Source organism: Candidatus Micropelagos thuwalensis (assembly GCF_000469155.1).
Taxonomy (GTDB): Bacteria; Pseudomonadota; Alphaproteobacteria; order RS24; family RS24; genus Micropelagius; species Micropelagius thuwalensis.
Genome location: NZ_AWXE01000001.1, coordinates 575,629 through 602,221, shown reverse-complemented (window position 1 = coordinate 602,221; position 26,593 = coordinate 575,629). Strand labels below are relative to the sequence as shown.

Annotated in this window: 27 protein-coding genes; 12 read left to right on the top strand and 15 right to left on the bottom strand. The window is 44.8% G+C overall.

The genetic code is table 11. From position 1 onward, the window contains the following. Both recA and alaS read left to right on the top strand, forming a co-directional pair. On the top strand, nucleotides 1-1,092 hold the full coding sequence (gene recA / locus RS24_RS02900) for a recombinase RecA (protein ID WP_021776684.1): 1,092 nt from the start codon (nucleotides 1-3) through the stop codon (nucleotides 1,090-1,092). A gap of 148 nt (nucleotides 1,093-1,240) precedes the next feature. Then, nucleotides 1,241-3,904: an alanine--tRNA ligase gene (alaS, locus tag RS24_RS02895; RefSeq protein ID WP_021776683.1), complete on the top strand. Its 2,664-nt coding sequence runs from the start codon at nucleotides 1,241-1,243 to the stop codon at nucleotides 3,902-3,904. Between the two features lie 30 nt (nucleotides 3,905-3,934). On the opposite strand, the gene RS24_RS02890 is transcribed toward alaS, so the two are convergent. Continuing rightward, nucleotides 3,935-5,149, bottom strand: coding sequence for an NADP-dependent isocitrate dehydrogenase (locus RS24_RS02890; protein ID WP_021776682.1), 1,215 nt, complete (start codon nucleotides 5,147-5,149; stop codon nucleotides 3,935-3,937). A 164-nt stretch (nucleotides 5,150-5,313) separates the two neighbouring features. Between RS24_RS02890 and RS24_RS02885 the strand changes: the two genes are divergently transcribed. Next, on the top strand, nucleotides 5,314-6,111 hold the full coding sequence (locus tag RS24_RS02885) for an RNA methyltransferase (protein ID WP_021776681.1): 798 nt from the start codon (nucleotides 5,314-5,316) through the stop codon (nucleotides 6,109-6,111). A 140-nt stretch (nucleotides 6,112-6,251) separates the two neighbouring features. Next, nucleotides 6,252-6,872 (top strand): 30S ribosomal protein S4, encoded by a 621-nt coding sequence (rpsD, locus tag RS24_RS02880; RefSeq protein WP_021776680.1) that lies wholly within the window; start codon nucleotides 6,252-6,254, stop codon nucleotides 6,870-6,872. 32 nt (nucleotides 6,873-6,904) lie between these two features. Here the strand turns inward: rpsD and RS24_RS02875 are convergent, their stop codons facing one another. From RS24_RS02875 to lgt, 4 genes are all read right to left on the bottom strand, one after another. Then, nucleotides 6,905-7,837: a ribose-phosphate pyrophosphokinase gene (locus RS24_RS02875; RefSeq protein WP_021776679.1), complete on the bottom strand. Its 933-nt coding sequence runs from the start codon at nucleotides 7,835-7,837 to the stop codon at nucleotides 6,905-6,907. A 102-nt stretch (nucleotides 7,838-7,939) separates the two neighbouring features. Beyond that, the gene (pgeF, locus tag RS24_RS02870) at nucleotides 7,940-8,707 is read right to left on the bottom strand and encodes a peptidoglycan editing factor PgeF (protein ID WP_021776678.1); all 768 of its coding nucleotides are present in this window, start codon (nucleotides 8,705-8,707) and stop codon (nucleotides 7,940-7,942) included. After that, the gene (locus RS24_RS02865) at nucleotides 8,704-9,864 is read right to left on the bottom strand and encodes a class I SAM-dependent methyltransferase (protein WP_204365696.1); all 1,161 of its coding nucleotides are present in this window, start codon (nucleotides 9,862-9,864) and stop codon (nucleotides 8,704-8,706) included. Before RS24_RS02865 ends, pgeF begins: the two co-directional genes overlap by 4 nt. Beyond that, nucleotides 9,815-10,636: a prolipoprotein diacylglyceryl transferase gene (gene lgt, locus RS24_RS02860; RefSeq protein WP_021776676.1), complete on the bottom strand. Its 822-nt coding sequence runs from the start codon at nucleotides 10,634-10,636 to the stop codon at nucleotides 9,815-9,817. The genes RS24_RS02865 and lgt overlap by 50 nt, the downstream gene beginning before the upstream one ends. Nucleotides 10,637-10,760: 124 nt before the next feature. On the opposite strand from lgt, the gene RS24_RS02855 reads away from it, so the two are divergent. The 3 genes from RS24_RS02855 to proC all read left to right on the top strand — a co-directional run bounded on the left by RS24_RS02855 (nucleotide 10,761) and on the right by proC (nucleotide 12,518). Then, nucleotides 10,761-11,081, top strand: a complete 321-nt coding sequence (locus RS24_RS02855; RefSeq protein ID WP_021776675.1) for an accessory factor UbiK family protein — start codon at nucleotides 10,761-10,763, stop codon at nucleotides 11,079-11,081. A 146-nt stretch (nucleotides 11,082-11,227) separates the two neighbouring features. Further along, nucleotides 11,228-11,728: a type III secretion system chaperone family protein gene (locus RS24_RS02850; protein WP_021776674.1), complete on the top strand. Its 501-nt coding sequence runs from the start codon at nucleotides 11,228-11,230 to the stop codon at nucleotides 11,726-11,728. Further along, nucleotides 11,721-12,518: a pyrroline-5-carboxylate reductase gene (proC, locus tag RS24_RS02845; protein WP_021776673.1), complete on the top strand. Its 798-nt coding sequence runs from the start codon at nucleotides 11,721-11,723 to the stop codon at nucleotides 12,516-12,518. Before RS24_RS02850 ends, proC begins: the two co-directional genes overlap by 8 nt. Nucleotide 12,519: 1 nt before the next feature. Here proC and RS24_RS02840 read toward each other — a convergent pair whose 3' ends face one another. The 3 genes from RS24_RS02840 to RS24_RS02830 are packed head-to-tail and all read right to left on the bottom strand — an operon-like array spanning nucleotide 12,520 to nucleotide 15,110. Then, the gene (locus tag RS24_RS02840) at nucleotides 12,520-13,815 is read right to left on the bottom strand and encodes an ATP-binding protein (RefSeq protein WP_021776672.1); all 1,296 of its coding nucleotides are present in this window, start codon (nucleotides 13,813-13,815) and stop codon (nucleotides 12,520-12,522) included. A 57-nt stretch (nucleotides 13,816-13,872) separates the two neighbouring features. After that, nucleotides 13,873-14,574, bottom strand: coding sequence for a response regulator (locus RS24_RS02835; protein ID WP_021776671.1), 702 nt, complete (start codon nucleotides 14,572-14,574; stop codon nucleotides 13,873-13,875). Nucleotides 14,575-14,576: 2 nt separating this feature from the next. Next, nucleotides 14,577-15,110 carry a MarR family winged helix-turn-helix transcriptional regulator gene (locus RS24_RS02830; protein WP_021776670.1) on the bottom strand — a complete coding sequence of 178 codons (534 nt, stop codon included), beginning with the start codon at nucleotides 15,108-15,110 and terminating at the stop codon, nucleotides 14,577-14,579. Nucleotides 15,111-15,241: 131 nt separating this feature from the next. On the opposite strand from RS24_RS02830, the gene RS24_RS02825 reads away from it, so the two are divergent. Continuing rightward, nucleotides 15,242-16,114, top strand: a complete 873-nt coding sequence (locus RS24_RS02825; RefSeq protein WP_021776669.1) for a branched-chain amino acid aminotransferase — start codon at nucleotides 15,242-15,244, stop codon at nucleotides 16,112-16,114. Between the two features lie 5 nt (nucleotides 16,115-16,119). Here RS24_RS02825 and pgsA read toward each other — a convergent pair whose 3' ends face one another. The 5 genes from pgsA to uvrB form a co-directional block, all read right to left on the bottom strand. After that, entirely contained in the window at nucleotides 16,120-16,686 is a 567-nt protein-coding gene (gene pgsA / locus RS24_RS02820) for a CDP-diacylglycerol--glycerol-3-phosphate 3-phosphatidyltransferase (RefSeq protein ID WP_021776668.1), read from the bottom strand. Then, a complete protein-coding gene (gene uvrC, locus RS24_RS02815; RefSeq protein ID WP_021776667.1) occupies nucleotides 16,687-18,558 on the bottom strand; it encodes an excinuclease ABC subunit UvrC in 1,872 nt (623 codons plus the stop codon). Nucleotides 18,559-18,928: 370 nt separating this feature from the next. Continuing rightward, entirely contained in the window at nucleotides 18,929-19,369 is a 441-nt protein-coding gene (gene folB, locus RS24_RS02810; protein WP_021776666.1) for a dihydroneopterin aldolase, read from the bottom strand. A 57-nt stretch (nucleotides 19,370-19,426) separates the two neighbouring features. After that, on the bottom strand, nucleotides 19,427-20,179 hold the full coding sequence (locus RS24_RS02805; RefSeq protein ID WP_021776665.1) for an SDR family oxidoreductase: 753 nt from the start codon (nucleotides 20,177-20,179) through the stop codon (nucleotides 19,427-19,429). Between the two features lie 24 nt (nucleotides 20,180-20,203). Next, complete coding sequence (gene uvrB, locus RS24_RS02800) at nucleotides 20,204-22,450, bottom strand: excinuclease ABC subunit UvrB (RefSeq protein ID WP_038300449.1); 2,247 nt, start codon at nucleotides 22,448-22,450, stop codon at nucleotides 20,204-20,206. Nucleotides 22,451-22,526: 76 nt separating this feature from the next. On the opposite strand from uvrB, the gene RS24_RS02795 reads away from it, so the two are divergent. Then, on the top strand, nucleotides 22,527-22,838 hold the full coding sequence (locus RS24_RS02795) for a hypothetical protein (protein ID WP_021776663.1): 312 nt from the start codon (nucleotides 22,527-22,529) through the stop codon (nucleotides 22,836-22,838). Between the two features lie 184 nt (nucleotides 22,839-23,022). Here RS24_RS02795 and RS24_RS02790 read toward each other — a convergent pair whose 3' ends face one another. After that, nucleotides 23,023-23,235, bottom strand: a complete 213-nt coding sequence (locus RS24_RS02790) for a hypothetical protein (protein ID WP_021776662.1) — start codon at nucleotides 23,233-23,235, stop codon at nucleotides 23,023-23,025. A 144-nt stretch (nucleotides 23,236-23,379) separates the two neighbouring features. On the opposite strand from RS24_RS02790, the gene RS24_RS02785 reads away from it, so the two are divergent. Together RS24_RS02785 and RS24_RS02780 are read left to right on the top strand one after the other, a co-directional pair. Continuing rightward, a complete protein-coding gene (locus RS24_RS02785) occupies nucleotides 23,380-24,594 on the top strand; it encodes a pyridoxal phosphate-dependent aminotransferase (protein ID WP_021776661.1) in 1,215 nt (404 codons plus the stop codon). A 20-nt stretch (nucleotides 24,595-24,614) separates the two neighbouring features. After that, the gene (locus RS24_RS02780) at nucleotides 24,615-24,989 is read left to right on the top strand and encodes a carboxymuconolactone decarboxylase family protein (protein ID WP_021776660.1); all 375 of its coding nucleotides are present in this window, start codon (nucleotides 24,615-24,617) and stop codon (nucleotides 24,987-24,989) included. 12 nt (nucleotides 24,990-25,001) lie between these two features. Here the strand turns inward: RS24_RS02780 and trxB are convergent, their stop codons facing one another. Beyond that, the gene (trxB, locus tag RS24_RS02775) at nucleotides 25,002-25,952 is read right to left on the bottom strand and encodes a thioredoxin-disulfide reductase (protein ID WP_021776659.1); all 951 of its coding nucleotides are present in this window, start codon (nucleotides 25,950-25,952) and stop codon (nucleotides 25,002-25,004) included. A gap of 156 nt (nucleotides 25,953-26,108) precedes the next feature. On the opposite strand from trxB, the gene RS24_RS02770 reads away from it, so the two are divergent. Then, complete coding sequence (locus RS24_RS02770; protein ID WP_420885940.1) at nucleotides 26,109-26,576, top strand: Lrp/AsnC family transcriptional regulator; 468 nt, start codon at nucleotides 26,109-26,111, stop codon at nucleotides 26,574-26,576. The last annotated feature ends 17 nt before the right edge of the window (nucleotides 26,577-26,593 follow it).

The window sequence follows — 26,593 nt, the reverse complement described above, 5'->3', positions numbered from 1 at the left end:
ATGTCCTCTAACTTGGTGAACCTCATGGATGAAAAAGGCGACAGAAAAAAAGCTCTTGAAGCTGCTTTAGGCCAGATTGAACGAAATTATGGTAAAGGCTCGGTGATGAAGCTGGGCGACCCAGAAAATATTGTAGAAATTGGAGCTATTCCAACTGGCTCCTTGGGTCTGGATATCGCACTCGGTATTGGTGGCTTGCCACAAGGCCGGATTATCGAGATTTACGGGCCGGAAAGCTCGGGTAAAACAACTCTTGCCTTACATACAGTTGCAGAAGCACAGAAAAACGGCGGTATTTGTGCTTTTATTGATGCTGAACACGCACTCGACCCCATATATGCGGGTAAATTGGGCGTGGATGTGGAAGAATTGTTGATTTCTCAGCCCGATAATGGCGAACAGGCGCTTGAAATCGCGGATACGCTGGTCAGATCTGGTGCGATTGATGTGTTGGTTGTTGATTCGGTGGCGGCATTAACCCCACGCGCTGAACTTGAAGGCGATATGGGCGACAGTTTGCCAGGTCTTCAAGCCCGTTTGATGAGTCAGGCTTTGCGTAAACTGACTGCCTCTATATCAAAGTCAAATACGATGGTTATTTTCATCAATCAAATTCGGATGAAAATCGGGGTGATGTTTGGTAGTCCGGAAACAACAACCGGTGGTAATGCCTTGAAATTCTATTCTTCTTGCCGTCTGGATATCCGTCGTATCGGGGCGATTAAAGATCGCGAGGAAGTGGTTGGCAACCAGACACGTGTCAAAGTTGTTAAAAATAAAGTGGCACCGCCTTTCCGTGTCGTTGAGTTTGACATCATGTATGGTGAAGGTATCTCAAAAACTGGTGAGTTGATTGATCTTGGCGTTAAAGCTGAAGTCGTTGAAAAATCTGGTAGCTGGTACAGTTATGGTGACCAGCGTATCGGTCAGGGTAAAGAAAATGCCCGTCAGTTCCTTAAGGATAACCCCGATATTGCTGCGGAAATTGAAGAAAAAGTCCGTGCTGACGCTGGTCTTGTTGATGTAGAGCCTCTCAAACCTGAAGATGATTATGATGCAGGTGATGATGAGCTAGAGGAAGCAGCAAGCTAATTTGGCTCCTTTATTGTGTGTACCAATTATAAAACCCCGGATTTCATATCCGGGGTTTTCTTTATTTATATTGTAAATTTATCTGTTTCGTACGGACAGGGCTTGGCATATTGGGGAAGGCTCGTTACAAACCTAGTGGGAGAATAAAATGTCACTTGGCTTGGCGGACATCCGTAAATCATTTCTTGAATATTTTGAGCTGCAGGACCACAAGGTTCTCGCATCCAGTCCGCTTGTACCTTTGAATGATCCGACATTACTCTTCACCAATGCCGGTATGGTTCCTTTCAAGAATTTTTTCACGGGCCAAGAAGTCTCACCGTATCAACGTGTGGTGACATCTCAAAAATGTGTGCGTGCAGGGGGTAAGCATAACGACCTCGATAATGTGGGTTATACTGCGCGCCATCATACTTTCTTTGAAATGCTGGGTAACTTTTCCTTTGGGGATTACTTCAAAGAAGATGCTATTAATTACGCCTGGCAGTTTTTGACTAAAGAGCTTCAAATTGCTGAAGAAAAACTGTTGGTTACGGTATATGCCGAAGATGAAGAAGCTAAAACGCTTTGGAAGAAAATTGCTGGTCTAAGTGATGATCGGATTATTCCCATCGCTACATCTGACAATTTTTGGTCTATGGGGGATACGGGACCATGTGGACCGTGTTCTGAAATATTCTTCGATCACGGACCGGAAATAGCCGGTGGGCCACCAGGTAGCCCCGATGAAGATGGGGACAGATTTATAGAAATTTGGAATCTTGTCTTCATGCAATTTGAGCAACATGTAGATGGTACGCGCACCGATCTTCCCAAGCCGTCTATTGATACGGGGATGGGGCTCGAGCGTATTGGCGCGCTGCTTCAAGGCAAACATGACAATTACGATACTGATTTGATGCAGCATCTCATTGCCGCATCTGCAGATTTTAGCGACCAGGCAGCAGATGGTGTGCATAAGGTAAGTCATAGGGTTATTGCTGACCATTTACGCAGTGCGGCTTTTTTAATCGCGGACGGTGTTTTGCCGTCGAATGAAGGGCGCGGTTATGTATTACGCCGAATTATGCGACGAGCTATGCGCCATGCTCAGTTGCTCGGTACTTCTGAACCGCATATGTGGAAATTATTACCTGCGCTTAAAAGCCAGATGGCGGCTGCCTATCCTGAACTTGAAAGAGCCGGTGCGTTGATAACGGAAACGCTCAAACATGAGGAAGAACGTTTTAGGGAAACCCTGACACGCGGTTTAAAATTGCTTGATGATGCGCTTGAAGATTTAAATGGTAAGATTTTGCCCGGCGATATTGCTTTTAAACTTTACGATACGTATGGCTTTCCACTTGATTTAACGCAAGACGCCTTACGCGAGCGCGGACTTAGCGTAGATGAAGCGGGCTTCGAGACAGCCATGGAAAAACAACGGGCAGAAGCGCGCGCCAACTGGTCAGGTTCGGGTGAAACGGCAACCGAAACAATTTGGTACGATATACGACAAGATACAGGCATGACAGAATTTGTCGGTTACCAAGGTGCAGAGGCCGAAGCTAAAATATCTGCTATCATCTTAGACGGTGTGCCAACTGACCGCGTACATGCTGGGCAAGAAGCCTCCATCATCGTTAATCAAACCCCGTTTTATGCTGAAAGCGGCGGGCAAGCGGGAGATCAAGGCATTATCAAGTCTGAAAACTCTGCGTCGATGGCTGTGACCAATACATTGAAGAAACTTGGCGATATGCATGTTCATATTGGTGATGTTCAGTCTGGGGAGCTTGCTGTTGGTGATGTGGTACATCTTGCAATTGATGACAGCCGACGTACTGAGATACGCTCTAATCACTCCGCCACGCATTTGTTACATGAAGCCTTAAGGCGGGTTCTTGGTGATCACGTTACTCAAAAGGGATCATTGGTTGAAGCTGCTTATCTTCGATTTGATTTCAGCCATCCAAAGGCGATGACTGATGAAGACATTAAACAAGTTGAAGATATTGTTAATGCTGTCATTCTATCCAATCATCAAGTCAGCACCCGTCTTATGACACCAGAGGAAGCAATCGAAGCTGGGGCGCTGGCGTTGTTCGGGGAAAAATACGGCGATGAGGTGCGCGTTCTAGCAATGGGCGAGGATGGTGATGCGGATAATCGCGGTGGGCATTATTCAGTAGAATTATGCGGGGGCACACATGTCAATCGGCTGGGTGATATTGGCCTTTTTGCCATTACGCAGGAAATGGCGGTTGCATCGGGTGTTAGACGTATTGAAGCTATGACGGGTCATGCTGCACGGCATTATCTGAAAGAGCAGGAAGGTGTGCTGGGTGATATTGCGGGTATTTTAAAGGCCGGTCAGAAAGATTTACCGAACCGCATTGCTGGTTTGCTGGATGAGAAAAAACGTCTTGAACGCGAATTAGCCGAAGCCAAAAAGACTTTAGCGCTTGGTGGCGGCCAAATGATAGATACCGATACGCAAGACGATATTACAGAAATTAATGGCACAAAATTTCTCGGTAAAATTGTGCAGGGTCTCCCCGCAAAAGAATTGCGTGGCCTTGTTGATGAAGGCAAAAAACAAATAGACAGTGGGGTGGTTGTCTTTATCGGCATAGATGAAGGAAAGGTCGGTATCGCTGTAGGCGTGACTAAAGACCTGACGGAAAGGTTTGACGCGGTATCTTTGGTGCGTCTTGGTGCTGATAAACTTGGCGGCAAGGGCGGCGGTGGGCGCCCTGATATGGCTCAAGCAGGGGGATCATACACGGCTGCTGCCCCTGAAGCCTTGGACGCCATCAAAGCAAGTCTTTAAATAAAGCCGGTATGAAATCAGCAAATAGATTTAGCTGAGGGCTTTTTGCAAATTGCTGTCAATTTTATCCAGAAATGCCGTCGTGCTGAGCCAATTTTGCTGTGGCCCGACAAGCAACGCCAAATCTTTAGTCATGTGACCGCTTTCAACAGTGCTAACACACACTTTTTCAAGCGTCTGAGCGAAATTAATCAACGCCTCATTGCCGTCAATTTCACCACGCTTAATGAGGCCACGTGTCCAAGCAAATATTGATGCAATTGAATTTGTTGATGTTTCTTCGCCGCGTTCATGGGCCCTAAAGTGACGTGTCACAGTTCCGTGTGCCGCTTCGGCTTCCATCGTTTTACCATTTGGCGTTAGAAGGGTTGAAGTCATCAAACCGAGAGAACCAAATCCCTGGGCGACAGTGTCGGATTGAACGTCACCATCATAGTTTTTACACGCCCAGACAAATTTACCGTTCCATTTGAGCGCTGCGGCGACCATGTCGTCAATCAGGCGATGCTCATAGGTGATGCCATTGGCTTCAAATTTATCCTTAAACTCTGCGTCAAAAACTTCCTGAAATAGATCTTTGAAACGTCCGTCATAAGCTTTCAGGATAGTGTTTTTTGTAGACAGATAGACTGGCCAATTTCTGTTTAAGCCATAATTCATGCTTGCGCGTGCAAAATCCCGTATAGACTCATCAAGATTATACATTGCCATAGCAATACCCCCGCCGGGGAAATCAAAAACATCTCTTTCAATTTTTTCGCTGCCATCTTCGGATTCCCAACTGATTTTGAGCTTACCTTTGCCGGGGACAACAAAATCTGTTGCGCGGTATTGATCGCCAAATGCGTGACGTCCAATAACAATTGGGTCTGTCCAACCCGGCACGAGGCGCGGTACATTTTTACAAATTATTGGTTCACGGAATACTGTGCCGCCTAGAATGTTTCTAATGGTACCGTTAGGAGACCGCCACATTTCTTTGAGGTTAAATTCTTCAACACGCGCTTCATCCGGTGTGATGGTCGCGCATTTGACACCGACACCGTACTCTTTGATGGCTTCTGCCGCATCAATTGTAATTTGGTCCTTAGTGTCATCACGCACCTGAACTGACAGGTCGTAATATTTTAAGTCTATGTCGAGATATGGTAAGATGAGCTTATCTTTTATGAGTTGCCAGATAATTCTGGTCATTTCATCCCCATCAATCTCAATGACAGGATTTTCAACCTTGATTTTTGACATAGTTAACCCTCAATGCCTTATGAATTAAGCTCAGGCATAGCAGAGGTTTGGGTTATATAAAAGACCTGCATTGATTTATTTGATGGGTATTTTGTCTCAGGTGATAAAAAATTATACATTGCGGATGCTTAATTACCTTAATGAGTGGAAAGTCGGATGTTTTTATGAAGCCTGCAGTCATTTTAATCGGTCCTCAGCTGGGGGAAAATATCGGTACTGTTGCTCGTGCAATGCTCAATTTCGGGCTTGAGGATTTGCGTTTAGTTAATCCACGTCATGGTTGGGATGTGGATAGAGCCATTAAAGCTTCTGCCGGAGCTGATAAGGTGGTTGAAAACAGAAAAACATTTACGACAACCGCGGAAGCCATTGCAGACCTTGGTTATATTGTGGCGACGACGGCCCGGAGCCGCGATATGGTAAAGACAGTTTTGACACCTGAAAAAACGGCTGAAGAGATGTATTCTCATGCCGCAGAAGGTGTGAAAAGCGGTTTGATGTTCGGCCCCGAGAGAACCGGTCTTGATAATGATGATATCTCTCTATGCGATGCGATATGCACTGTGCCCCTTAATCCTGACTTCTCATCTCTTAATCTTGCGCAAGCGGTTTTGCTGATGTCTTATGTTTGGTCCAATTATAAGGATGATACGGCGGCGGAGGTGTTATTAATGACTGATACACGACCTGCAAATCGGGGTGAGTTATCAGGTATGTTCACACATCTGGAAAACGCTCTTGATGAGGCAGGGTTTCTTGCGCCGCCTGAGAAAAAACCTGCGATGGCCCGTAATATAAGAAATATGCTGATGCGAACAAAAATGACGGAGCAGGATGTTCGCACTTTTAGGGGAATGATAAATGCTTTATTGCGTTGGCCGAGGGGGGCAAAAGACAGTGAAATGAAAGCGCGGGTGCTTGCAATTTCACGCGGAGACCCCGATCCGGGCGACCAAAAATGACGGATAAAAAAATTCACATAAATCAAACCTTATGGTTTGACAGTTCTGTGAAGCTGGCTATACTCCGCGCTCATTATAGAAGAGTTTTCTTCTAAGCTTATTTTCTTAAATTGGTTTGACGACGCAAAGGATTTTCCCGCATGAGCAAGCGGATTAGTGCTAAATATAAAATTGACCGCCGTATGGGCGAGAATATCTGGGGTCGCCCCAAAAGCCCTGTGAACAGACGTGATTATGGTCCAGGACAGCATGGTCAAAATCGTCGTGGTAAACTTTCTGACTTTGGTCTGCAATTGCGTGCAAAGCAAAAACTCAAGGGCCATTACGGTAATATCACTGAGAAACAGTTTCGCGGCATATATGCTGAGGCCTCACGCTTAAAGGGCGATACGAGTGAAAATCTTGTTGGTCTTCTTGAGCAACGTCTTGATGCAATCATTTATCGTGCAAAATTCGTCCCAACGGTTTTTGCTGCACGTCAATTTGTTAATCACGGTCACGTGATGGTAAATGGTCGTCGTTGTAATATACCTAGCGCACGCCTGAAGCCTGGCGATGTTGTTCAGGTGCGTGATAAGTCCCGCAATATTGCGCTTGTCCTTGAAGCTATTCAAAGCCCCGAGCGCGACACACCCGATTACCTGGATGTGGATCATAACAAAATGACAGCCAGCATTACCCGCGTTCCACAACTCGCAGATGTTCCATATCCAGTTCAGATGGAACCGAACCTTGTGGTTGAATATTATTCCAGAAATTAGATTATTTTAATTAACCCGCTTCGGCGGGTTTTTTAATCGAATAGGCTTGAAACCGAGCGCTCTTCTGTTGTTCTGAGCATGGCTTCGCCAATAAGGGGGGCTATGGTGATGACAGAAAACTTGTCGCTATTAATCACATCCTCTGAGGGCTGAATAGAGTCAGTGATGAGCAATTTTTCCATAACGGAATTATTTACACGTTCTGTTGCTGCGCCTGATAGCACCCCATGGGTAACATAAGCAGAAACACTCGAAGCACCATTATCCATCAAAGCTGCGGCTGCATTACACAAAGTGCCCGCACTATCTACGATATCATCAACAAGTAAACACTTACGCCCATTTACATCACCAATAATATTCATGACTTCCGACTCACCGGCCCTTTCGCGTCTCTTATCGACAATCGCCAAATCGGCATTAATGCGTTTGCCCAGTGCGCGGGTGCGAACAACACCGCCGACATCAGGTGAAACCACCATTAAATCATCACCATTAAACCGGGATTGAATATCCTCAACAAAAACCGGCGCGCCGAAAAGATTGTCTGTCGGAATATCAAAAAACCCTTGAATCTGTCCGGCATGTAAATCAAGCGTGAGGACTCTATCCGCGCCTGCAGCTTCAATGAGATTGGCGACCAGCTTAGCTGAAATAGGTGTCCGAGGGCCAGGCTTGCGATCTTGCCGCGCATAACCAAAATAGGGAATGACAGCTGTTATACGACGGGCGGATGCGCGTCTTAAAGCGTCTATGGTAATTAATAATTCCATGAGATTGTCATTAGCCGGAAAGGATGTGGATTGAATGATGAAAACATCTTCACCGCGAACATTTTCTTGTATCTCTACAAAAACTTCTTCATCAGCAAACCGCCTGATATCTGATTTTGTTAGAGGTATATTTAGATATTTCGCGATTGCTTCAGCGAGTGGACGATTACTGTTTCCGGCGACTAACTTCATGGCTTCTTCCCACAGAATCCTTTGACACGTTTTTGTAACAAAGCAGAGCGACCTGTGTAACCCCATTTTTTTGAAAATCAAAAAAATTTTCTAAAAATAAAACTAAGTCAGGGCTATGGCTGATATTTGACGCCCATAATCTGATTCTTTTTGATGCGTTGCACGACGATAGGAAAAATAGGTGTCTGGGTTTAAATAAGTACAAATATCTAAATGTGAAATTTGCATAACGCCCGCGGCTTTTATTCTGGTCTTAACAAAAGCAGGGAGATTAAACAAAAACTTCTCATGTTCCGTTTCGGGCAAGAATAACTCTCTCGCCGATGGATCCACTGCAATGACTTTTTCATAAACATTAATACCGACCTGATAAGCCGCTTGGGATATGGCAGGGCCAATAATGGCTTTCATGCTGTCGGGATGAACCTCCTCGGCTTTAAGAGTGGTTACAAGGTTTTCAATTATACCGGCTATTGCCCCTTTCCAGCCTGCATGGGCTGTGGCGATGATGTCTGTTTTATGACCGCCTATACTCCCGCTTATAAGAACCGGTACGCAGTCAGCGGATAACACACCCAATGCTATCCCTTTTTCTTTTGTGAATAAGGCATCCGCTTCAGGCTTGTCGTCAGCAGTCAACACCTCTGAGACCTTATTGCTATGGGTCTGATATCCTGTAATCAGGCATTGTGCATTAAGACTTGTTGCAACCCTCTGGCGGTTGATGGTGATGTTCTCTTTTCTATCATTGGAGCCGAGGCCGACATTTAAGCTGTCATATAAACCGCTAGAAACACCGCCTTGGCGTCCAAAGAATCCGTGACTTGTTGGTGTTAAAAGCGCATCAGTGAGAAAAGGTGGTGCTGTCATAAAACATCCCTTGATATTTCTTCAAATCCTGCAGGTAATGCCGCATCAGATTTTGTAACCGCAAGTACATTGAAAAGCACACCCATTTGATCGACGCCAATAAGCCGATTACGTGCCGCAAGTAAATCAATTTTCTGTTGGGTAGTGGCGTTTAGGCTTAAGCTTTCAAAGCGTTGTTCCAGTCCAAGGGATAAAAGAAAGTTTCTTTGCGAGACAGGGCCTAAACTTTTGCAGGATGTATCCTCTGCTATATCAGCAAGGCGTTTAAAATTCACATGGGCTGTGAGGTCTGCATCTCCTGGGCTTTTATAGGGTGAAACAGTCCGATGGTCGGACAATGCTTGGAACGTGTCGCCTGGTTGATTTTTTGTGTAGCCATAATCAATCATCAAAAGTGCGCCACCATATTTAGTAATATAGTTGGCGAGTTGCATCACAATGGACTCGGCTAAAGGCGTCGTTTCTAAAATATCTCCGTGCGAAAAGTTCTGCGCTGCCGGTAGGTGTTCCGTGAGCAATCTATCTTTGGAGGTTATTGGAACAAGTTCATTGTCTTCCACATCAACACATCTCAGAGCCCATGAGTCATTTTCTTGTACATATTGGCGAATAGGAAGAGCATCAAAAAATTCATTGGCATAAATAATCACAGGCATGCCATGACAGGCCTCAATTAAATCATCGATATTTTCATGCCACTGACAGGCGGATTTCTCACGAGTGATATGAGAGAGAGTTCGGTTTTGCAGGTCTCTTAATACAGGGCTGGTTTCTAGCAGATGTAGGCGGGCAGATTGCAGGTAGGTAGGGTGTCCCTTTACTGCATTAGTGATATCGCGTATGAGCGTGCCGCGCCCGGGGCCGAGTTCTACTAAATTGAAATTCGACCATGAACCAGAGTTTATCCAGAAGTCTAGCCCCCATAGGCCGATCAACTCGCCGAAAACCTGACTGGTTTCAGGTGCAGTGATAAAATCTCCTTTTTTGCCGAATGGATCTTTTTTTGTGTAATAACCGTGCGTGTTATCCCCGAGTGCGCGCGCCATATAATCTTCAAGCGGCATCGGCCCGTTTGCGCGAATTTCCTCAATGATAATTTGTTTGAGCTCATTCATCTGATTTGATTTGCTGTCTTTTCCGGGTTGCGAGATAAACAAAAAATAATCCGGCAATCAGCATGGGCAGAGATAGCCAGAAACCCATCGTCGTTCCGCCTACGAGATACCCTATATGCGCGTCAGGTTCGCGGAAAAATTGCTCGACAATCATGCGTGACAGGCCATAACCGGCGATAAATATACCCATTATGAGGCCCGGCTTTTGTGGGGCATTTGTGCGCCGGCAAAGAAAAGCCAGCACTATAAAAAGCAGTAATCCCTCTAAAAATGCTTCGTAAAGTTGACTAGGGTGTCGCGGTAGGGGGCCACCATTTGGAAAAATAACACCAAGGGTAAATTCGGTTTGTCGTCCCCATAATTCGCTATTGATAAAATTGGCAATCCGTCCAAAGAATAATCCTATGGGTGTAGCCGAAGCGATTAAGTCACCCAGCGATAACGGGTTGATGTTGTGCTTATAGGCGTAGATCAGTACCGCAATAGTCACCCCGAGAAAACCGCCATGAAAGGCCATGCCTCCCTCCCAGACCGCAAGAATTTGTCCGGGGTTGTCAAGGTAATAGCCGGGGTTATAAAATATGACATATCCAAGCCGTCCCCCAAGAATGGTGCCGATGGTTAGCCAGAGGAGTAAATCATCCAGCGGAGAAGCTTCGTCTTTGTCATATTGTTCATAAATGGATGTATTTGGCGCAAGAGACAGCATGTAATACCAGCCTCCAATAAGACCGATCATATAAGCCAATGCATACCAGCGTAAAGCAAATGGGCCTATTTGGAAAATTATCGGATCAATATCAGGAAATGGCATTCTATCACTCTTTTTGTTCAAGTTTCTGCGGTAGGGGTCTGAGTCCGGCTTTTATTTGGGGTTTACATCAATATTTGTTATATCATGAAAATAAGATATTTAGCTCTAATGGATAGGCAAGCCAATGAGTCAGGCACGTGAAAAAATTGTTGATGATTTTGTCAAACTTATGATGGGTGCTGTGGGGACTGCCCAAGGCATGCAAGAGGAAGCCGCTTCATTGATGCGTTCGCGGCTGGAAACCACTATTCGTAAGCTTGATTTGGTATCTCGTGAAGAATTTGATGTTGTTGCCGAGATGGCGCAACAAGCGCGTCAAGAAAATGAAGCTTTGACTAAGCGTCTTGAAGAACTTGAGCGTGGTTTGGCTAAAGAAAGCCCTTCAACAGTTAAAAAAGTGACTCGAAAAAAACCGTCAACAGCAAAGAAGTCATCTTCTGAGTGATTGCCCCTTTTATCGTTACTGTGAATCAGGCACTGTCATCTTGTGGGTGAAGTCTAAATGACCCACTAAATCTGGTAGAAGCATACAATTCAACTGCAAAACCAGCTAACCGGCATTATGTGCAACAGAAATAACAGGCGATAATTATGATCCTAGCTGAAGCTCAAGACATCCAAATCTCCGAACACCCCATAGACGCTATGGAAAAGCTGGCGGCTGCCTATGAGTGGCCGAGCGAGCGCGGGACCGAAGATGACATGAATATTTGTGTCTCAGGTAAATATTGCGATTTGCATATGGCGATTAGTTGGCGTTCAGATTTAGGTGGACTGCATCTGGCCTGTGTTCTGGACACGAAAGTACCAACAGCAAAAAGAAATGATGTTTGCGACCTGATTGCGCAAATTAATGAGCAATTATGGCTTGGACATTTTGATATTTGGTCTGGCGACGGCGCGGTTTTATTCCGAAACACACTGATGGTTAGCGGCGAAGGCCTCAGTGAAACGCAATGTGAGGGGCTGTTAAATCATGCTGTGACGACTTGTGAGCAATTCTTCCCCGCTTTCCAATATCTCATTTGGGCAGGACATGACGCTCAGAGAGCCCTTGAGGTCTGCATGTTTGAAACCAAGGGCGATGCCTAATAGCACGCCAATACTCCTTATCGGTGCTGGCAAAATGGGTCAGGCCATGCTTAAAGGCTGGCTCGCCTCAGACTTTACCTCAATTGAAGTGCTGGAGAATTTCCCCTCAGATGCGCTCAGATCATTACCAATTGACCCGAATCCGTCCACGGTAACTATTAATGAAAGTCAGACCGTTATTCTTGCCGTAAAGCCGCAAAATTACCGCGAGGTTCTTGACGAACACCAAGCCAATATTCATCCCGAAGCGATGGTTATTTCCATTCTGGCGGGAATTTCGATTGAAGCCTTGCAAAATGCGTTGCCCAAACGGAGTATTGTTCGTGCCATGCCTAATACGCCGGCAACCGTCAGTCAGGGACTGACGGCATTATGTGCGGCTGATGATATTTCTGATGCCCATAAAAACGTCGCTACAAGCCTGATGCAGGCTGTCGGGGAGGTTGTCTGGGTTGAGAATGAGTCCATGATGGACTCTGTCACAGCAGTGAGCGGTAGTGGTCCTGCCTATCTGTTTCATTTTGTTGAGGCACTGACAGCGGCGGCAATAGATATTGGTTTTGCGCCCGAAATGGCAGAAACATTTGCCCGAAAGACGATTATAGGCTCAGCAGCATTATTGGAGAGTTCTACGGAAAATGCGGCTCAATTGCGCGAGAATGTAACCTCAAAAGGTGGGACAACGCAAGCGGCATTGGATGTGCTGATGGCTGACGCAGGGTTGCAGTCAATCATGCTGGAGGCTGTTAAAGCGGCAAAAAAACGATCAGAAGAATTATCCAAAATCTAGCTCAAGCTGGCACAGATACAGTGGCCTCTAGGCCGCCTTGTGTTCCTTTTGACAGATAAATATCCCCGCCATGTCCGCGTGCTACATCGCGTGCAACAGAAAGCCCAAGACCTGTACCACCAGTCTCTGCATTCCGCGCCTGATCCAGACGGAAGAATGGTCTAAAAACCTGATCCATGGACTCTTCGGGAATACCAGGGCCATTATCTGAAATAATAATATTCAGGCTTTCATCTTCTATTTTTACAATGATACGGACTTCTTCAGCATGGTTACAGGCATTATTGACGAGGTTCGTGAGGCACCTTTTAAAGGCACGGCGTTTTACTTTGAAATGTAAAGTTGGCGGGCATGCAAGAAATATATCGGTGTCTGGTTTGCGAAGTTTCGCACTTTCACGAATTTCTTCCAGTAGATTGCGAATATTAATCTCAAGGCTTTTTTCGCCCTGAAAGCCCTTAGCGAAAGATAGATAATCCTCAAGCATGTCTTCCATTTCAATGATATCTTTTTCCAGCCCCAGAATTTCTGGTGAGCGCGGCAGCATAGCGAGTTGCAGTTTTAATCGTGTCAGTGGCGTTCTTAAATCATGGCTCACACCGGCAAGCATCGTGGTTCTTTGTTCAATTTGTGCTTTGATACGATCTCGCATGTCCAAAAAAGCTGATGCCGCTTGCCGGACTTCAGAGGCACCGGACGGTTTGAAATCTTGTATATCACGGCCTCGACCAAAGCTTTCAGCCGCCTCGGCCAGATTTTCAATCGGGCGGATTTGGTTACGTAGAAAAATAATCGAAACCGCGAGTAGAAATAAAGACGTACCCGTCATCCAAACAATAAATATATGTGAATTTGTTGCGTATACCTTACTTTTAAGGACCAGTGCGCGCATCACTTCACCGGGAAGTTGAAGGCGCACATCCACATAATTACCGACGGAAACTGTATCCAGCCAGAAAGGGCGTCCAACCAGATTTTCAATTTCATCAGAAAGAGAGTCATCAAGAAGATCTACAAATGGGCGCGGCACAGGTTCAGGTAATGTTTCGCCTGGCAAAAATGCGATGCTCATCTCAAAACTTTCATCTGCAAGCCTGATAAGTTCCTCATCATCTGTCTGGGTATCCCCCATGCGTAAATCCACCAGTAATGACAAGTCACTTATTACGGCATGGGATAGGCGTTTGGTAACAGTGTTCCAATGACGCTCAAGGAAGACATAACCGGCAACAATCTGTATCAGAACAATAGGGATGATGATAATCATCAGTGACCGTGAATATAGTCCTGACGGCATGTAGTTCTTAAGCTGAAAATAGCTGCTTAAATTTGCCCAATTTATCATGGGATCATTCTAATCGGTTTGTAAAATATATCCAGCGCCTCGGACTGTCTGCAAGAAGATTGGGTCTCTTGGTGTGTCCTCAATTTTCCGACGCAATCTATTGATTTGAACATCAATGGCACGTTCAGAAATGTTTTCATGATCACCTGTTAATTCTTCTCGCCGGATAATGCGTCCACCCCTAGACGCAAAGCATCGCATTAATTCTATCTCGCGTGTGGTGAGAGGGACACGTTCACCGTTTTTTGTCAATTCGCCTCTTTCAGGCTTGAAAACACAATCGCCGAAGGTAATTTCTTCCGGCATATCAGCAATATTAGGCATTGACTCCTGACGCCGTAAAATATTTCGGATACGCAAAAGCAACTCTGTAGGTTCAAAAGGTTTTGGCAGATAATCATCCGCTCCAATGCGTAAGCCTTCAATCCGGTCATCCACCTCCGCTAACGCTGTAAGCATTAAAATAGGCACATAATTAGCTTCCTTGCGTAGCACGGTTGTCAGTTCGAGACCGGTTTCCCCTGGCATCATGACATCAAGAACAATCAAATCAAAAATTTCGAGGCTGAGTTTTCGTCTAGCTTCGCCGGCATTTGCCGCAATACTCGCTCTATACCCTTGGTCAGAGAGAAATTTCTGGAGAAGGGAGCGAATGCGTCGGTCATCATCAACGACGAGAATATGCGGGGATGCTTCGGTGGGTTCGCTCATGGCTACTTATCCATTCCTGTATCATCCATAAAATCAATTTTAGTCTCCATATTTATAAGATGGAGCATGAATTCCTGCCATTTTTCTAATGTGCCAATCTCACTTTTTGCAAGCGACTCCTGAAACCGCCGGATTTGAGGATCAATCAAATTACGATGTAACTTCTGACCCTTGGGAGACAATAAAAGCCTTTTTATCCGGCGGTCATGTTCATCGGTTTCTTGGATGATGTATTTTTCTTCAATCAAATCTTTCAGAACACGTGACAGGCTTTGTTTGGTAATCGACAAAATGTGGAGTAATTCAGATACTGACATACCCGGACGACGTCCGACAAAATGTAATACGCGGTGATGGGCGCGCCCGAATCCGTGGCTTTCAAGAATAGTGTCCGGGTCTGAAACAAAATCCCTATAGGCGAAAAACATTAATTCCACGGCTTCTACCAATTCCTGAGGAAGGCCAAGTGACGACATGTCACCAATTTGAGGGGTTTCATGTTTTTTGCTTAAAGTTTCTGAATTATCCTGAGACATAATTACCTTTTATTAAGCGTCATACATAGCCGCATTTTGAGAAGAATATGTCAGCCATGTTGACTTATTTTACCCTTACAGATACACATATCAACTTCTCAATCGGTTTATTATAACCTGTGGAGGGTAGATTGGGTATCTCATTCGATCAAATGGACGGTCATATTTGGTTTAACGGTGAATTTGTACCGTGGGCTGATGCACGCATACATGTTTTATCACATGGTTTGCATTATGCCTCTTGTGTGTTTGAGGGCGAGCGTGCCTATGAGGGGAAAATTTTCAAACTCCGTGAGCATACGGAAAGGCTTTTTTATTCTGCCCGGGAGCTCGGATTTGATATACCTTACAGCATTGAAGACATTGATGCCGCTTGTGAGGAAGCACTAAAAATAAATAATCTCACCAATGCCTATATCCGCCCAGTTGCCTGGCGTGGCAGTGAAATGATGGGTGTATCCGCGCAGGAAAATAAAATTAATGTAGCGATAGCTGTCTGGGAGTGGCCCTCTTATTTTAACCCTGACGAAATCAAAAAAGGCATCCGCCTGGATATTGCGAGCTATAAGCGGCCTTCACCGGAAACCGCACCGTGCCATGCCAAAGCGGCTGGTCTGTATATGATTTGTACGCTTTCCAAACATGCCGCTGAAAAAAAAGGTTATGCCGATGCCCTGATGTATGATTATCGGGGGCACGTTGCTGAGGCGACTGGAGCTAACGTTTTTTTCATTCAGGACGGAAAGATTCATACGCCGATAGCTGATTGCTTTCTTGATGGAATTACGCGGCGAACGGTGATTGACCTTGCGAAAGAGAAGGGCGTTGAGGTGATTGAGCGCGTGATTATGCCTGATGAACTTGATGGATTTGAGGAATGTTTTATCACCGGTACAGCTGCAGAGGTGACACCTGTTTCTGAGATTGGGCCACATCGTTTTACGCCAAGTGAGATTAGTTTCGACCTTATGACACGCTATGCGGCATTGACCCGGGGTCAATAAATCATCTAGCTATTTTTTTCTTTAAGAAGCCTCATGCCTTCGGATAGATAGTCTATAGCTGTCCAAAGAGTAAAGAGTGTTGCCGTCCAAAATAACACAAGCCCAATTTCCTGAATAAACGGGCTTATCATCTCTCCGGCCTCACCCAAAAGTAAAATGCCCAAAGCAATCATTTGTATGGTGGTTTTAAATTTTGCAATATGAGATACGGCAAGTGTTACACCGCGATCTGTTAAATATTCACGAAACCATGAGATTAAAATCTCTCTCAGAATTATGAGACCGGCGGCGAGGGTATGGATGCCGTTAATATCTCTGAATTCAATAAGAATGATAATAACCGCAACAACCATTAATTTATCGGCAATTGGGTCAAGCATACGCCCAAACTCTGAGGTTGCTTCAAGTTTGCGTGCGAGCCATCCATCAAGATAGTCTGTGATTGCTGCCAGGTAGAATATCAAAACGGCAAGCCAATGCCCCAAAGGCCCGGGGATGAGATAAACAATCACGAGAGCCGGGATCATAAAAATTCTGAACAGCGTTAGAAAGTTTGGAAGAAGTTTCAGCACTTATGAACCCTCGCCGTTAAAATGATCATATATATGTTGTGCGATACCAGCACTAATACCCTCAACCCTGATGAGGTCTGCTAATGAGGCTCGCATAACAGCTTTAGCAGAACCAAAATGATGCAACAGGGCTTTTTTACGTTTTGCCCCAATACCAGAAATATCATCTAACGGATTCGCTCTAATATCTTTTTTTCTTTTGATGCGATGTCCGCCAATAGCAAATCTATGTGCCTCATCGCGCAATCGCTGGAGATAATATAATACCGGTGAATTGGGGGGTAGGTTAAAAACATCACGCCCCGGCATGAAAAATTGTTCACGGCCTGCATTTCTGTCTGGCCCTTTGGCAATGCCGATTAAGGGGATATCAAGACCAAGTTCAGCCATTACCTTTCTGGCAATGCCAAGCTGACCCTTGCCCCCATCAATCAAAATCAGATCCGGACGATTTGAACTATCTGCATTTTCCTCGCGAACCATGCGCTCATATCGCCGCGTGAGAACTTCTTGCATCATTGCATAATCATCGCCAGGGACGCTATCTGCATTTTTGATGTTGAATTTACGATATTGATTTTTAACAAAACCGTCCTCAGTTGCGACAATCATCCCCCCGAGCTGATTAGTCCCGCCAAGGTGACTGTTGTCAAAAACTTCAATGCGGCGTATCGGGCCTTCAATATCGAAAGTTTCAGCGACTGCTGATAAGAGATTTTGTTGGCTTGCTGTTTCAGACAATTTGCGCGCCAATGCCTCTCTCGCATTTTGTTCCGTATGCGCGACAATATCAGCTTTTTCACCTCGCTTTGGTGTGGTCAGATTGACTTTGTAATCTTGTTTTAAACTCAGTGCTTCCTCTAAAAGGCTTTTGCTGGGCAAGGTGAGGTTAAGCAGAATTTTTCTTGGTGCCTGTCTATTCTCATAAAACTGAATAATAAATGACTCTAAAACTTCTTCTGATGGTGTGTCTTTATCATGGCGGGGGAAATAAGCCTTATTGCCGAGGTTGCGCCCTGCGCGGAAAAAAAACACCTGAATACAGCTTTGCCCACCTTCTTGAGCAAGCGAAATAATGTCGGCTTCCTCAATAGTGCGTGCAAATACATCCGTGGTGGATTGAATATATGTTAGGGCGCGGATACGATCTCGATATTCCGCTGCGAGTTCAAAGTCTTGAACATCACTTGCTGCTTGCATTTGCTGGGCAAGCTCACCTTGAATATCCTGATTGCTTCCTGATAGGAATTGTCGTGCCTGTTTAACCAGCAGACTATAATCTTGCGGCGAAATTTCATTCGTACAGGGCGCACTGCACCGCTTGATTTGATGGAGCAAGCAAGGGCGTGTCCGACTATCATAAACGCTGTCAGAGCAAGATCTAAGCAGGAAAGCTTTTTGCAATGTATTGAGTGTTCGGTTTACAGCTCCTGGAGATGCAAAGGGACCAAAATAGTCTCCTTTACGTTTTCGGCTTCCACGATGTTTGGTGATTTGCGGAATAATATGATCATCTGCGAGTAGAATATAAGGAAGGCTTTTATCATCCCGCATTAAGACATTAAATCTGGGCTTAAATTTCTGGATAAGATTGGCTTCGAGAAGCAGAGCGTCGGCTTCTGTTTGGGTGCGGATAAATTCCATATTGTGCGTGAGGCGTATCATATTTGCGATACGGTTGGAGTGACCGCTGATGCGCGTATAGGAAGAGACACGATTTTTAAGATTTTTTGCCTTACCAACATACAAAACATCATCATTTGACCCAAGCATACGATAAACCCCCGGTCCGTTTGGAAGAGTTTTAACCTTGGCTTTAATCAAATTTGTGCCGATCGGTGGATCGGTTTCTGATGTGTTCTGCATATTCATGCAGTATATACCTCTTGGCGTTTTAAAATTGTATCTTTAGAGAGATTTCCCAAGATAAAAATGTCAAAAAAAGCATCCACGACAACTGTGGATAAGTTTGTGAAAAAAACCCTATCATATCTGCCAAGTTGTTGTATTTATTGAAGAGGCACGTCTTTGCATAAATTTTAGGCATTTTTATAACTCATTGTTTTATTTATAAAAATTAAAATCAAGAGACAAAATAATAAAAAATTTCTTAATGAGAATGGGGTTTACAATTTTTTTAATCTGTTGCAGTAGCTATGTGATTAACTACCCAATAATCAGAAAATTCGCTTTAGTTCTCGTTGCTTAGGTCAATTTAAAAAAAATCCTAAAAAATCATTAATTAGAAAGTTTTAAAGCGTTCAATTGTTACACCGACTGAACCTGCCGTCTCTATTGCATCTGGTTTGGCAACTTTTACGCGGGCAAGCGTTACGCGCGGTAAATTAAGACAGAGCTGAGCAATTTCTTCGGCAAGTTGTTCGACCAGATCAATGTGTTTGTGCTCCACCAAATCAGAAATCAGGTTTGTGATGTTTTCATAGCACACAACATCAGAAATTTGTTGAGGCACATCGGCGGGTGATGAAACCGCATTATCCTCGATGCTCAAATCTACAGAGACAATAATGTTTTGCTTATTTATTTTTTCATGAGGGTGAATACCAATCGAAGCCATTAGTTTGTAGTCATGGACAAAGACATGCATCAGACCTGCTGGCGCATTGGCAAAAACATTCGTTTCCGGTGTGACGGTAAGTTTGGAAGCTAAGGGTTTATTCATAAGATTAAAATTCTTTGTAAACGAAACAATTAAGCAATGTCATGAGGGTTATCAGGGTTATTCAATAACTTCAGTTACATCCGGTGTTTTCCAGGCGAGGTGTTGTCCACCATCAAGGGCAATCATTTGGCCTGTCATGGCCTGTGCAGACAATATATATCTCACCCCATCAATAATGTCTTGTGGATTTGCACCTTTACCAAGCGGAACTAGTCGTGTTTGTTTTTCAAACTCCTCAGGGTTTTGTCTTTGGTTTGCCAGGGTTGGGCCGGGGCCGATACCATTGACGCGTATCTGTTGTTCTGCCAATGCTTGAGCGAATGTCTGAGTGAGTGTCCATAATCCTGTTTTGGAGACCGTGTAGCTAATAAAGTCTGGATTTAAGCGCCAGACTCGTTGGTCGATAATATTAATAATATTACTTCCTGCCTGAGCCTGTTTGGCAAAGTCCCGCATTAATATTGCTGGTGCTTTTAAATTCACATTCAAATGCATATCCCAGCTATCATCTGATAGAGTTGTTACCTCGTCGCGCTCAAAAACCGACGCGTTATTAATTAAAGCAGATAAAGGACCTGCAATTTCCACAGCGTGAGAAATGAGACTTGCAGTTTCTAAGGCATCAGCCAAATTCGCTTGCAGCGTCACCGCATTGCCGCCTTTCTCAGTAATATTTTGGGCCAGCTCATTAGCCGCCTGACCAGAGTTGCTGTAGTGAATAATCACTTTCCAGCTATCCTCAGCCAGCCCCAGCGCAACGGCGCGACCAATACGATGTGCGGCGCCTGTTATTAAAACTGTTTTAGTCATGGGTTGTCCTTAACGATTATGATGCTAGCGGGAGCGACGGTGTTTTTTTGGGCTCCATTTTTTACCAATTTTGGTACCCGTGGCTTCTGAAACTCTTTTTTCAACTTCTGCTGGGCGAGCGAGTGGATCATTCGCTACCACTAATTCAGTTTGTTGTAACCGCTTAATTTCATCGCGTATACGCGCCGCCTCTTCAAACTCAAGATCTGATGCAGCGGTTTGCATTTTCTTTTCAAGCTCCTCAATGTGGGTGCGTAAATTATCGCCAAGTAGAGGCGCTTGCGCTTCTGCCATACCTTCTTTTACGCGGTAAGGCCCGGGAGCCATGTTATCCTGCGCCTCTGCCATACCTTCAAGCAAATCGCCGATATTTTTTTGCACTGATGCAGGCGTGATATTATTAGCTTCATTGTAAGAGCTTTGTTTTTCCCGCCGTCTTTTGGTTTCCGCCAGCGCGCGTTCCATTGAGCCTGTGATTTTATCGGCGTAAAGCAAAACACGCCCATCAATATTCCGTGCGGCACGGCCTATGGTTTGGATGAGTGAGGTCTCGGATCTCAAGAAACCTTCTTTATCGGCATCAAGTATAGCAACCAAGGCACATTCTGGTATATCAAGCCCCTCTCTGAGAAGGTTAATTCCAATCAAAATATCATAGGCGCCCATACGCAAATCACGAACGATTTCGATCCGTTCCAGTGTATCAATATCAGAGTGCATGTAGCGGACGCGAAGTCCTTGCTCATGCATATATTCGGTCAAATCTTCCGCCATGCGCTTCGTGAGCGTGGTGACAAGGACGCGGTGATTTTTCTTTACGGCCTCATGACATTCGGAGATTAAATCATCGACTTGAGATTTTGCTGGTCTTATATCGCAAACTGGATCAACCAGCCCAGTTGGTCGGATTACCTGCTCGACAAAAACGCCCCCGGTCTGGTTCATCTCCCAAGGGCCGGGGGTCGCTGAAACATGAATGCTTTGCGGGCGCATCAAATCCCATTCTTCAAATTTCATCGGGCGATTATCAACACAACTAGGCAATCTAAAACCGAATTCTGCGAGGGTGGATTTTCGTCTGAAGTCACCTTTAAACATGCCGCCAATTTGAGGCACGGTAACATGGCTTTCATCCGTAAACAGAATGGCATTATCAGGTAGATATTCATAAAGTGTTGGTGGCGGTTCGCCGGCTTTTCTGCCGGTTAGGTAGCGTGAGTAGTTTTCAATTCCAGCACATGAGCCGGTTGCTTCAAGCATTTCAATATCAAACTCTGTGCGTTGTTCAAGACGCTGAGCTTCCAGCAAACGCCCGGCGGCTTCAAATTCTTTCAAACGGATTTGCAAGTCTTTTTTGATGCGTTGCACAGCCTGATTGAGTGTCGGGCGCGGCGTGACATAATGGCTATTGGCATAGACCCGAACGAAATCAAGTGATCCAACTTTATTACCCGTAAGTGGGTCAAATTCGGTCAAAGCATCAATTTCGTCACCAAAGAGTTCAATACGCCAGGCACGGTCTTCGCAGTGTGCAGGAAATAGCTCTATTGTATCACCACGAACCCTAAAGTCTCCGCGCGCAAAGCCTAATTCGTTTCTGGAATATTGCAGAGCGACCAGATCGGCGAGTAATTGAGCGCGGGGCATATGTTTACCGACCTCTAGATCGAAACTCATTTCCGTGTAAGTTTCGACTGAACCGATGCCGTAAATACATGAAACAGAAGCAACGATAATGACATCATCACGTTCAAGAAGGCCACGCGTAGCTGCGTGGCGCATGCGGTCAATTTGCTCGTTAATATTACTTTCTTTTTCTATGTAGGTATCCGTTCTGGGAACATAGGCCTCTGGCTGGTAATAATCATAATAAGAGACAAAATATTCGACGGCATTATCTGGAAAAAAGCTCTTAAACTCACCGTAAAGCTGTGCCGCAAGTGTTTTGTTTGGCGCGAGTATTAGGGCAGGGCGGCCCGTATGGGCTATAATTTGTGCCATTGAAAAAGTTTTGCCCGACCCAGTAACGCCCAGCAATACCTGGTCACTCTCACCATTATTTATACCCTCCAAAAGCTCGTTAATAGCTTTAGGTTGGTCTCCTGCCGGCTCAAAGTCGGATTTTAAGTTAAAAACCCGACCTCCCTCGGTTTTCATGGGGCGGATCGGTCGGTGCGGAACAAAACTTTCCAATGAAGCTTCGTTCAAACCCGGCTCAGCTATTGGTGGGAGAGGTTTTCGACCGGTAAGGCTTTGCTGCTCTTCAGACATAGAAATAATATAGACATCGTCCGACAATTTACTAGTATGGTCATCTTCTAAAAATCAAAAAGAAAAAGGACTCATCATGCTTCTTAATTTTAGAAAAATATACTTTGCGATTATTTCTACAGTCAGCATTATTGTTGTGGGTGTTACAGCGGTTGATCTGTTAAGTTTTGCCATTACGACAGTATTTCCAGACTTGATTGCCTCGGATATGGAGCGTTTAAAAGAAATCGCATCTGACGATGATGCAGGCGCAAATGCCTTTTTGCAACGTGAAGTGCGTCCGCTAAATTCTGAAATCGTTAGCGACGTCATTAGAATGATTATATTCGGATTGTTACTTCACTGGCACTTGCCGCGTTTATTGGAAAACGAAAAAGATTTTGATTAAACGTGAGAAAATCTCCTCATAAACTTAATCAATAATCACAAGTTTTTTATCTGCCATTATGCCTAAATCTTTTTTGAGACTTTTGCATTCACTGTTAGATATCTCTATCTCAAGTTTTTTTATCCGAGTTTGAGCGGAAACAAACGATATATTGACCATTTGCTAGATTTGAAATGGCATAGTCTTATTTGCTTGTATACATATCTATACCATGGGATTTACACTGTGAAGCGGCAGTACTGGCGTAAGCAAGGCTTTGAACATCCATTTGAATTTCGTCGGTGTATTCCAGACCGACTGAGCTAGGTATTGGTATGGCGCCTTTTAAAAACAAAAGTAATAAAATACCTGAAAACAGAACTATGAAAGCCCCAGTACATAAGAATTTCTTATTCATTAATTTTTCTCCTTGTTATTTTCACAGGCGATAAGAAAATTTTTGAATTATCAAGTTACGAAGTTTTAATTTAAAAGAGGTTCGCTTGTGTTTTGAGCTGTGTGGGCTTAACTTACAGTAACCTTAGCTCAAGGAGTCTTGTTTATGTCCGGTTCCTCTTTTTTGTCTGAAACCTTGTCCCGCGTTAAGCCGTCGGCAACCATTGCTATATCCGATAAGGCAAGGGAGTTACGCGAGGCAGGTGTGGATGTTATTGGACTGAGCGCAGGTGAACCAGATTTTGATACGCCGGATAATATCAAACAAGCGGCTGTAGAAGCGATTAATCGCGGTGAGACAAAATATACTGCCGTTAATGGCATTACTGAGTTGAAAGAAGCGATATGTGACAAGTTTAAGCGGGATAATGACCTTAGTTATACACAGGATCAATGTTTTGTGGCGCCAGGGGGGAAGCCCGTCATTTATGACGCGCTTATGGCGACGCTAAACCCTGGTGACGAGGTTATTATCCCGGCACCCTATTGGGTGAGTTACCCTGATATGGTCAGACTCGCTGGTGGGACATCTGTTATAATTGAAGCTAAAGCCGAGGATGGGTTTAAACTTCAGCCGGAGACACTTGAAGCTGCAATTACCGACAAAACAAAATGGTTTATTTTTAATTCTCCCTCCAACCCCTCAGGTGCGGCTTATACCGCGGATGAATTGAAAAAATTAACGGATGTATTGGTGCGTTATCCGGATGTCTGGATACTTACCGATGATATGTATGAACATCTCGTCTATGACAATTTTACCTTCGCGACACCCGCGCAGGTAGAGCCATCTTTATATGTCCGCACTTTGACCATGAATGGGGTCTCAAAAGCTTATGCCATGACAGGTTGGCGGATTGGTTATTGCGCTGGACCAGTACAGTTGATTAAGGCCATGACTAAAATTCAATCCCAATCAACCTCCAACCCTTCATCGATTAGCCAGTGGGCCGCAGTTGAAGCATTAAATGGGCCGCAAGATTATATTGCCGAACGAAATGCCGTTTTCAAAACACGCCGAGATATGGTGGTGGATATGCTTAATCAGGCTGAAGGTATTGAATGCCTGACACCGGAGGGAGCTTTTTATGTTTACCCGTCCTGTTCGGGGTGTATTGGCAAGTCCACGCCAGGTGGGCAAGTTATCGAAAATGATGAAACTTTTGCGACAGCTTTGCTAGAAGCTGAAGGGGTTGCTGTTGTTCATGGGGCGGCTTTTGGTTTGTCACCGCATTTTCGTATCAGCTATGCAACCTCGGATGAAAATCTGAAAGAGGCTTGCACGCGTATTCAGCGTTTTTGTGCGTCTCTAAAAAAATAAACTTCAAACAGGCTCTCAATATGAGTGAAGACAGTTTTAAAGAACGCGTCGAAAAAGGTTGGCTGGTCGCCGAGCGTGTATTCGGTGAAAGACCGCCTGAAGGCCAAGAGAATGGTTTATTGTCAGATATGGTTATGGCCACGGCTTATGCTGATATCTGGTCAAGGCCTGGCCTCGGCCTTCGCGATCGTTCGCTAATAACCTGTATTGTGCTGGCCGTTCAAGAGCATGAGAAAGAGCTTAGAGTTCATCTCAGAGGTCTTGCAAATCAAGGTGTAAGCCGGTTGGAAGCCGAAAAAATGATGATGCATATCTCCATTTATATTGGTTGGCCTAAAGCTCTTGAAGCACGCCGCATCATGACAGAAGTTTTTGACGAACTGAAAATAAGCTGACACGCTAAGTTTCTAGACAGCTTCTTTTTCAGCCAAATATTTTTCCGCTTCAAGGGCTGCCATGCAACCCATGCCTGCAGCAGTAACTGCCTGACGGTAAATGTCATCTGTTACATCACCTGCGGCATAAATGCCCGGGATTGACGTTGCTGTACTGTCAGGTGAAGTGATGAGATAACCGCCTTGTTTGGTCTCAAGTTGATCCGTGAACAACTCCGTTGCCGGAGCATGACCAATGGCGATAAAAACCCCGTCAGCCTCAATCTCAGACAATGCTGCCGTTTTGGTATTTTTCAACCGCGCTCCCGTGACGCCCAATGGCTCTTCAGTGCCGATAATCTCATCAATTTCTGTGTCCCATAGCACATTAATTTTTTCATGCGCCAACAAACGTTGTTCAAGGATTTTTTCACAACGTAAAGCATCACGCCTATGAATCAGCGTCACTTCAGAGGCAAAATTGGTTAGAAACAAAGCTTCTTCAACCGCTGTATTACCACCCCCAACGACCAGAACTTTTTTGTCTCTGTAGAAAAACCCGTCACATGTGGCACAGGCAGATACGCCAAACCCCTGAAACTTATCCTCAGAGTCTAAGCCCAGCCATTTAGCCTGTGCACCGGTGGCGATAATCACTGTATCGGCTGTATAGGTTGCGCCGCTATCGCCTTTAAAGGAGAAGGGCGTTGCTTTCAAATCCGCGTCCGTAATGATATCCGATATAATTTCAGTTCCAACATGGGCTGCTTGCGCCTCCATTTGTTCCATCAGCCATGGGCCTTGGATAGCTTCAGCAAATCCAGGGTAGTTTTCTACATCTGTTGTAATAGTAAGTTGACCGCCGGGTTGAAGGCCGCGGACCAAAACAGGTGAAAGCATAGCTCTGGCAGCATAAACAGCAGCCGTATAACCGGCAGGGCCGGAACCAATAATTAAGACTTTTGAATGAATAGAATCTGACATGTCTTCTTATGCTTAGAATCCCGACATATGGTCAAGATAAAAAATTGACTCCCAAATTTTTTGAAGAAATTAAGTGTTTAAAACTTAACTAAGAAAAAATATTGCGCTAAAAGGTAATAAAATTACAATGCTCATAAACCAATCTGGCCTCTCGATATTATGAAAAAAGAACTCGATAGAATAGATATTAAAATCATTTCCGCTTTACAAACTGATGGGCGGATGACCAATGTCGATTTGGCAGATAAGGTCGGAATTTCTGCCCCACCTTGCTTGCGTAGGGTACGCGCACTTGAAAAAGCTGGCTATCTCACTGGCTATCATGCCGATGTTGACTCGGCCAAGCTGGGCTTTACTGTCACAGTTTTTGCCATGGTTGGCCTTCACAGTCAGGCAGATAAGGATTTGCAAGCTTTCGAAGAACTGGTGCGGAGTTGGCCAGAAGTCCGCGAATGCCACATGTTAAACGGGGATATTGATTTTATTCTCAAATGTGTCTCTGAAGATTTGTCTTCTTTTCAGATGTTTCTAACCCAGAAACTTACGCCTGCGCCTAATGTCGCAAATGTCAAAACATCTTTGACAATACGTCAGACCAAAAAACAGCCCGGCGTGCCGCTCTAGAACTTAAGTACCGCTTT

Excerpts from the sequence above, each read along its gene's own strand:
- RS24_RS02890 (WP_021776682.1), bottom strand. The coding sequence starts at position 5,149 with ATGTCAAAAATCAAGGTTGAAAATCCTGTCATTGAGATTGATGGGGAT.
- pgeF (WP_021776678.1), bottom strand. The coding sequence starts at position 8,707 with ATGACAGCACCACCTTTTCTCACTGATGCGCTTTTAACACCAACAAGT.
- RS24_RS02805 (WP_021776665.1), bottom strand. The coding sequence starts at position 20,179 with ATGACTAAAACAGTTTTAATAACAGGCGCCGCACATCGTATTGGTCGC.
- RS24_RS02850 (WP_021776674.1), top strand. The coding sequence starts at position 11,228 with ATGATCCTAGCTGAAGCTCAAGACATCCAAATCTCCGAACACCCCATA.
- RS24_RS02840 (WP_021776672.1), bottom strand. The coding sequence starts at position 13,815 with ATGCCGTCAGGACTATATTCACGGTCACTGATGATTATCATCATCCCT.
- uvrB (WP_038300449.1), bottom strand. The coding sequence starts at position 22,450 with ATGTCTGAAGAGCAGCAAAGCCTTACCGGTCGAAAACCTCTCCCACCA.
- trxB (WP_021776659.1), bottom strand. The coding sequence starts at position 25,952 with ATGTCAGATTCTATTCATTCAAAAGTCTTAATTATTGGTTCCGGCCCT.
- uvrC (WP_021776667.1), bottom strand. The coding sequence starts at position 18,558 with ATGAATATGCAGAACACATCAGAAACCGATCCACCGATCGGCACAAAT.
- rpsD (WP_021776680.1), top strand. The coding sequence starts at position 6,252 with ATGAGCAAGCGGATTAGTGCTAAATATAAAATTGACCGCCGTATGGGC.
- RS24_RS02835 (WP_021776671.1), bottom strand. The coding sequence starts at position 14,574 with ATGAGCGAACCCACCGAAGCATCCCCGCATATTCTCGTCGTTGATGAT.
- folB (WP_021776666.1), bottom strand. The coding sequence starts at position 19,369 with ATGAATAAACCCTTAGCTTCCAAACTTACCGTCACACCGGAAACGAAT.
- RS24_RS02855 (WP_021776675.1), top strand. The coding sequence starts at position 10,761 with ATGAGTCAGGCACGTGAAAAAATTGTTGATGATTTTGTCAAACTTATG.
- proC (WP_021776673.1), top strand. The coding sequence starts at position 11,721 with ATGCCTAATAGCACGCCAATACTCCTTATCGGTGCTGGCAAAATGGGT.
- RS24_RS02790 (WP_021776662.1), bottom strand. The coding sequence starts at position 23,235 with ATGAATAAGAAATTCTTATGTACTGGGGCTTTCATAGTTCTGTTTTCA.
- recA (WP_021776684.1), top strand. The coding sequence starts at position 1 with ATGTCCTCTAACTTGGTGAACCTCATGGATGAAAAAGGCGACAGAAAA.
- alaS (WP_021776683.1), top strand. The coding sequence starts at position 1,241 with ATGTCACTTGGCTTGGCGGACATCCGTAAATCATTTCTTGAATATTTT.
- RS24_RS02795 (WP_021776663.1), top strand. The coding sequence starts at position 22,527 with ATGCTTCTTAATTTTAGAAAAATATACTTTGCGATTATTTCTACAGTC.
- RS24_RS02875 (WP_021776679.1), bottom strand. The coding sequence starts at position 7,837 with ATGAAGTTAGTCGCCGGAAACAGTAATCGTCCACTCGCTGAAGCAATC.
- RS24_RS02885 (WP_021776681.1), top strand. The coding sequence starts at position 5,314 with ATGAAGCCTGCAGTCATTTTAATCGGTCCTCAGCTGGGGGAAAATATC.
- RS24_RS02780 (WP_021776660.1), top strand. The coding sequence starts at position 24,615 with ATGAGTGAAGACAGTTTTAAAGAACGCGTCGAAAAAGGTTGGCTGGTC.
- lgt (WP_021776676.1), bottom strand. The coding sequence starts at position 10,636 with ATGCCATTTCCTGATATTGATCCGATAATTTTCCAAATAGGCCCATTT.
- RS24_RS02785 (WP_021776661.1), top strand. The coding sequence starts at position 23,380 with ATGTCCGGTTCCTCTTTTTTGTCTGAAACCTTGTCCCGCGTTAAGCCG.
- RS24_RS02830 (WP_021776670.1), bottom strand. The coding sequence starts at position 15,110 with ATGTCTCAGGATAATTCAGAAACTTTAAGCAAAAAACATGAAACCCCT.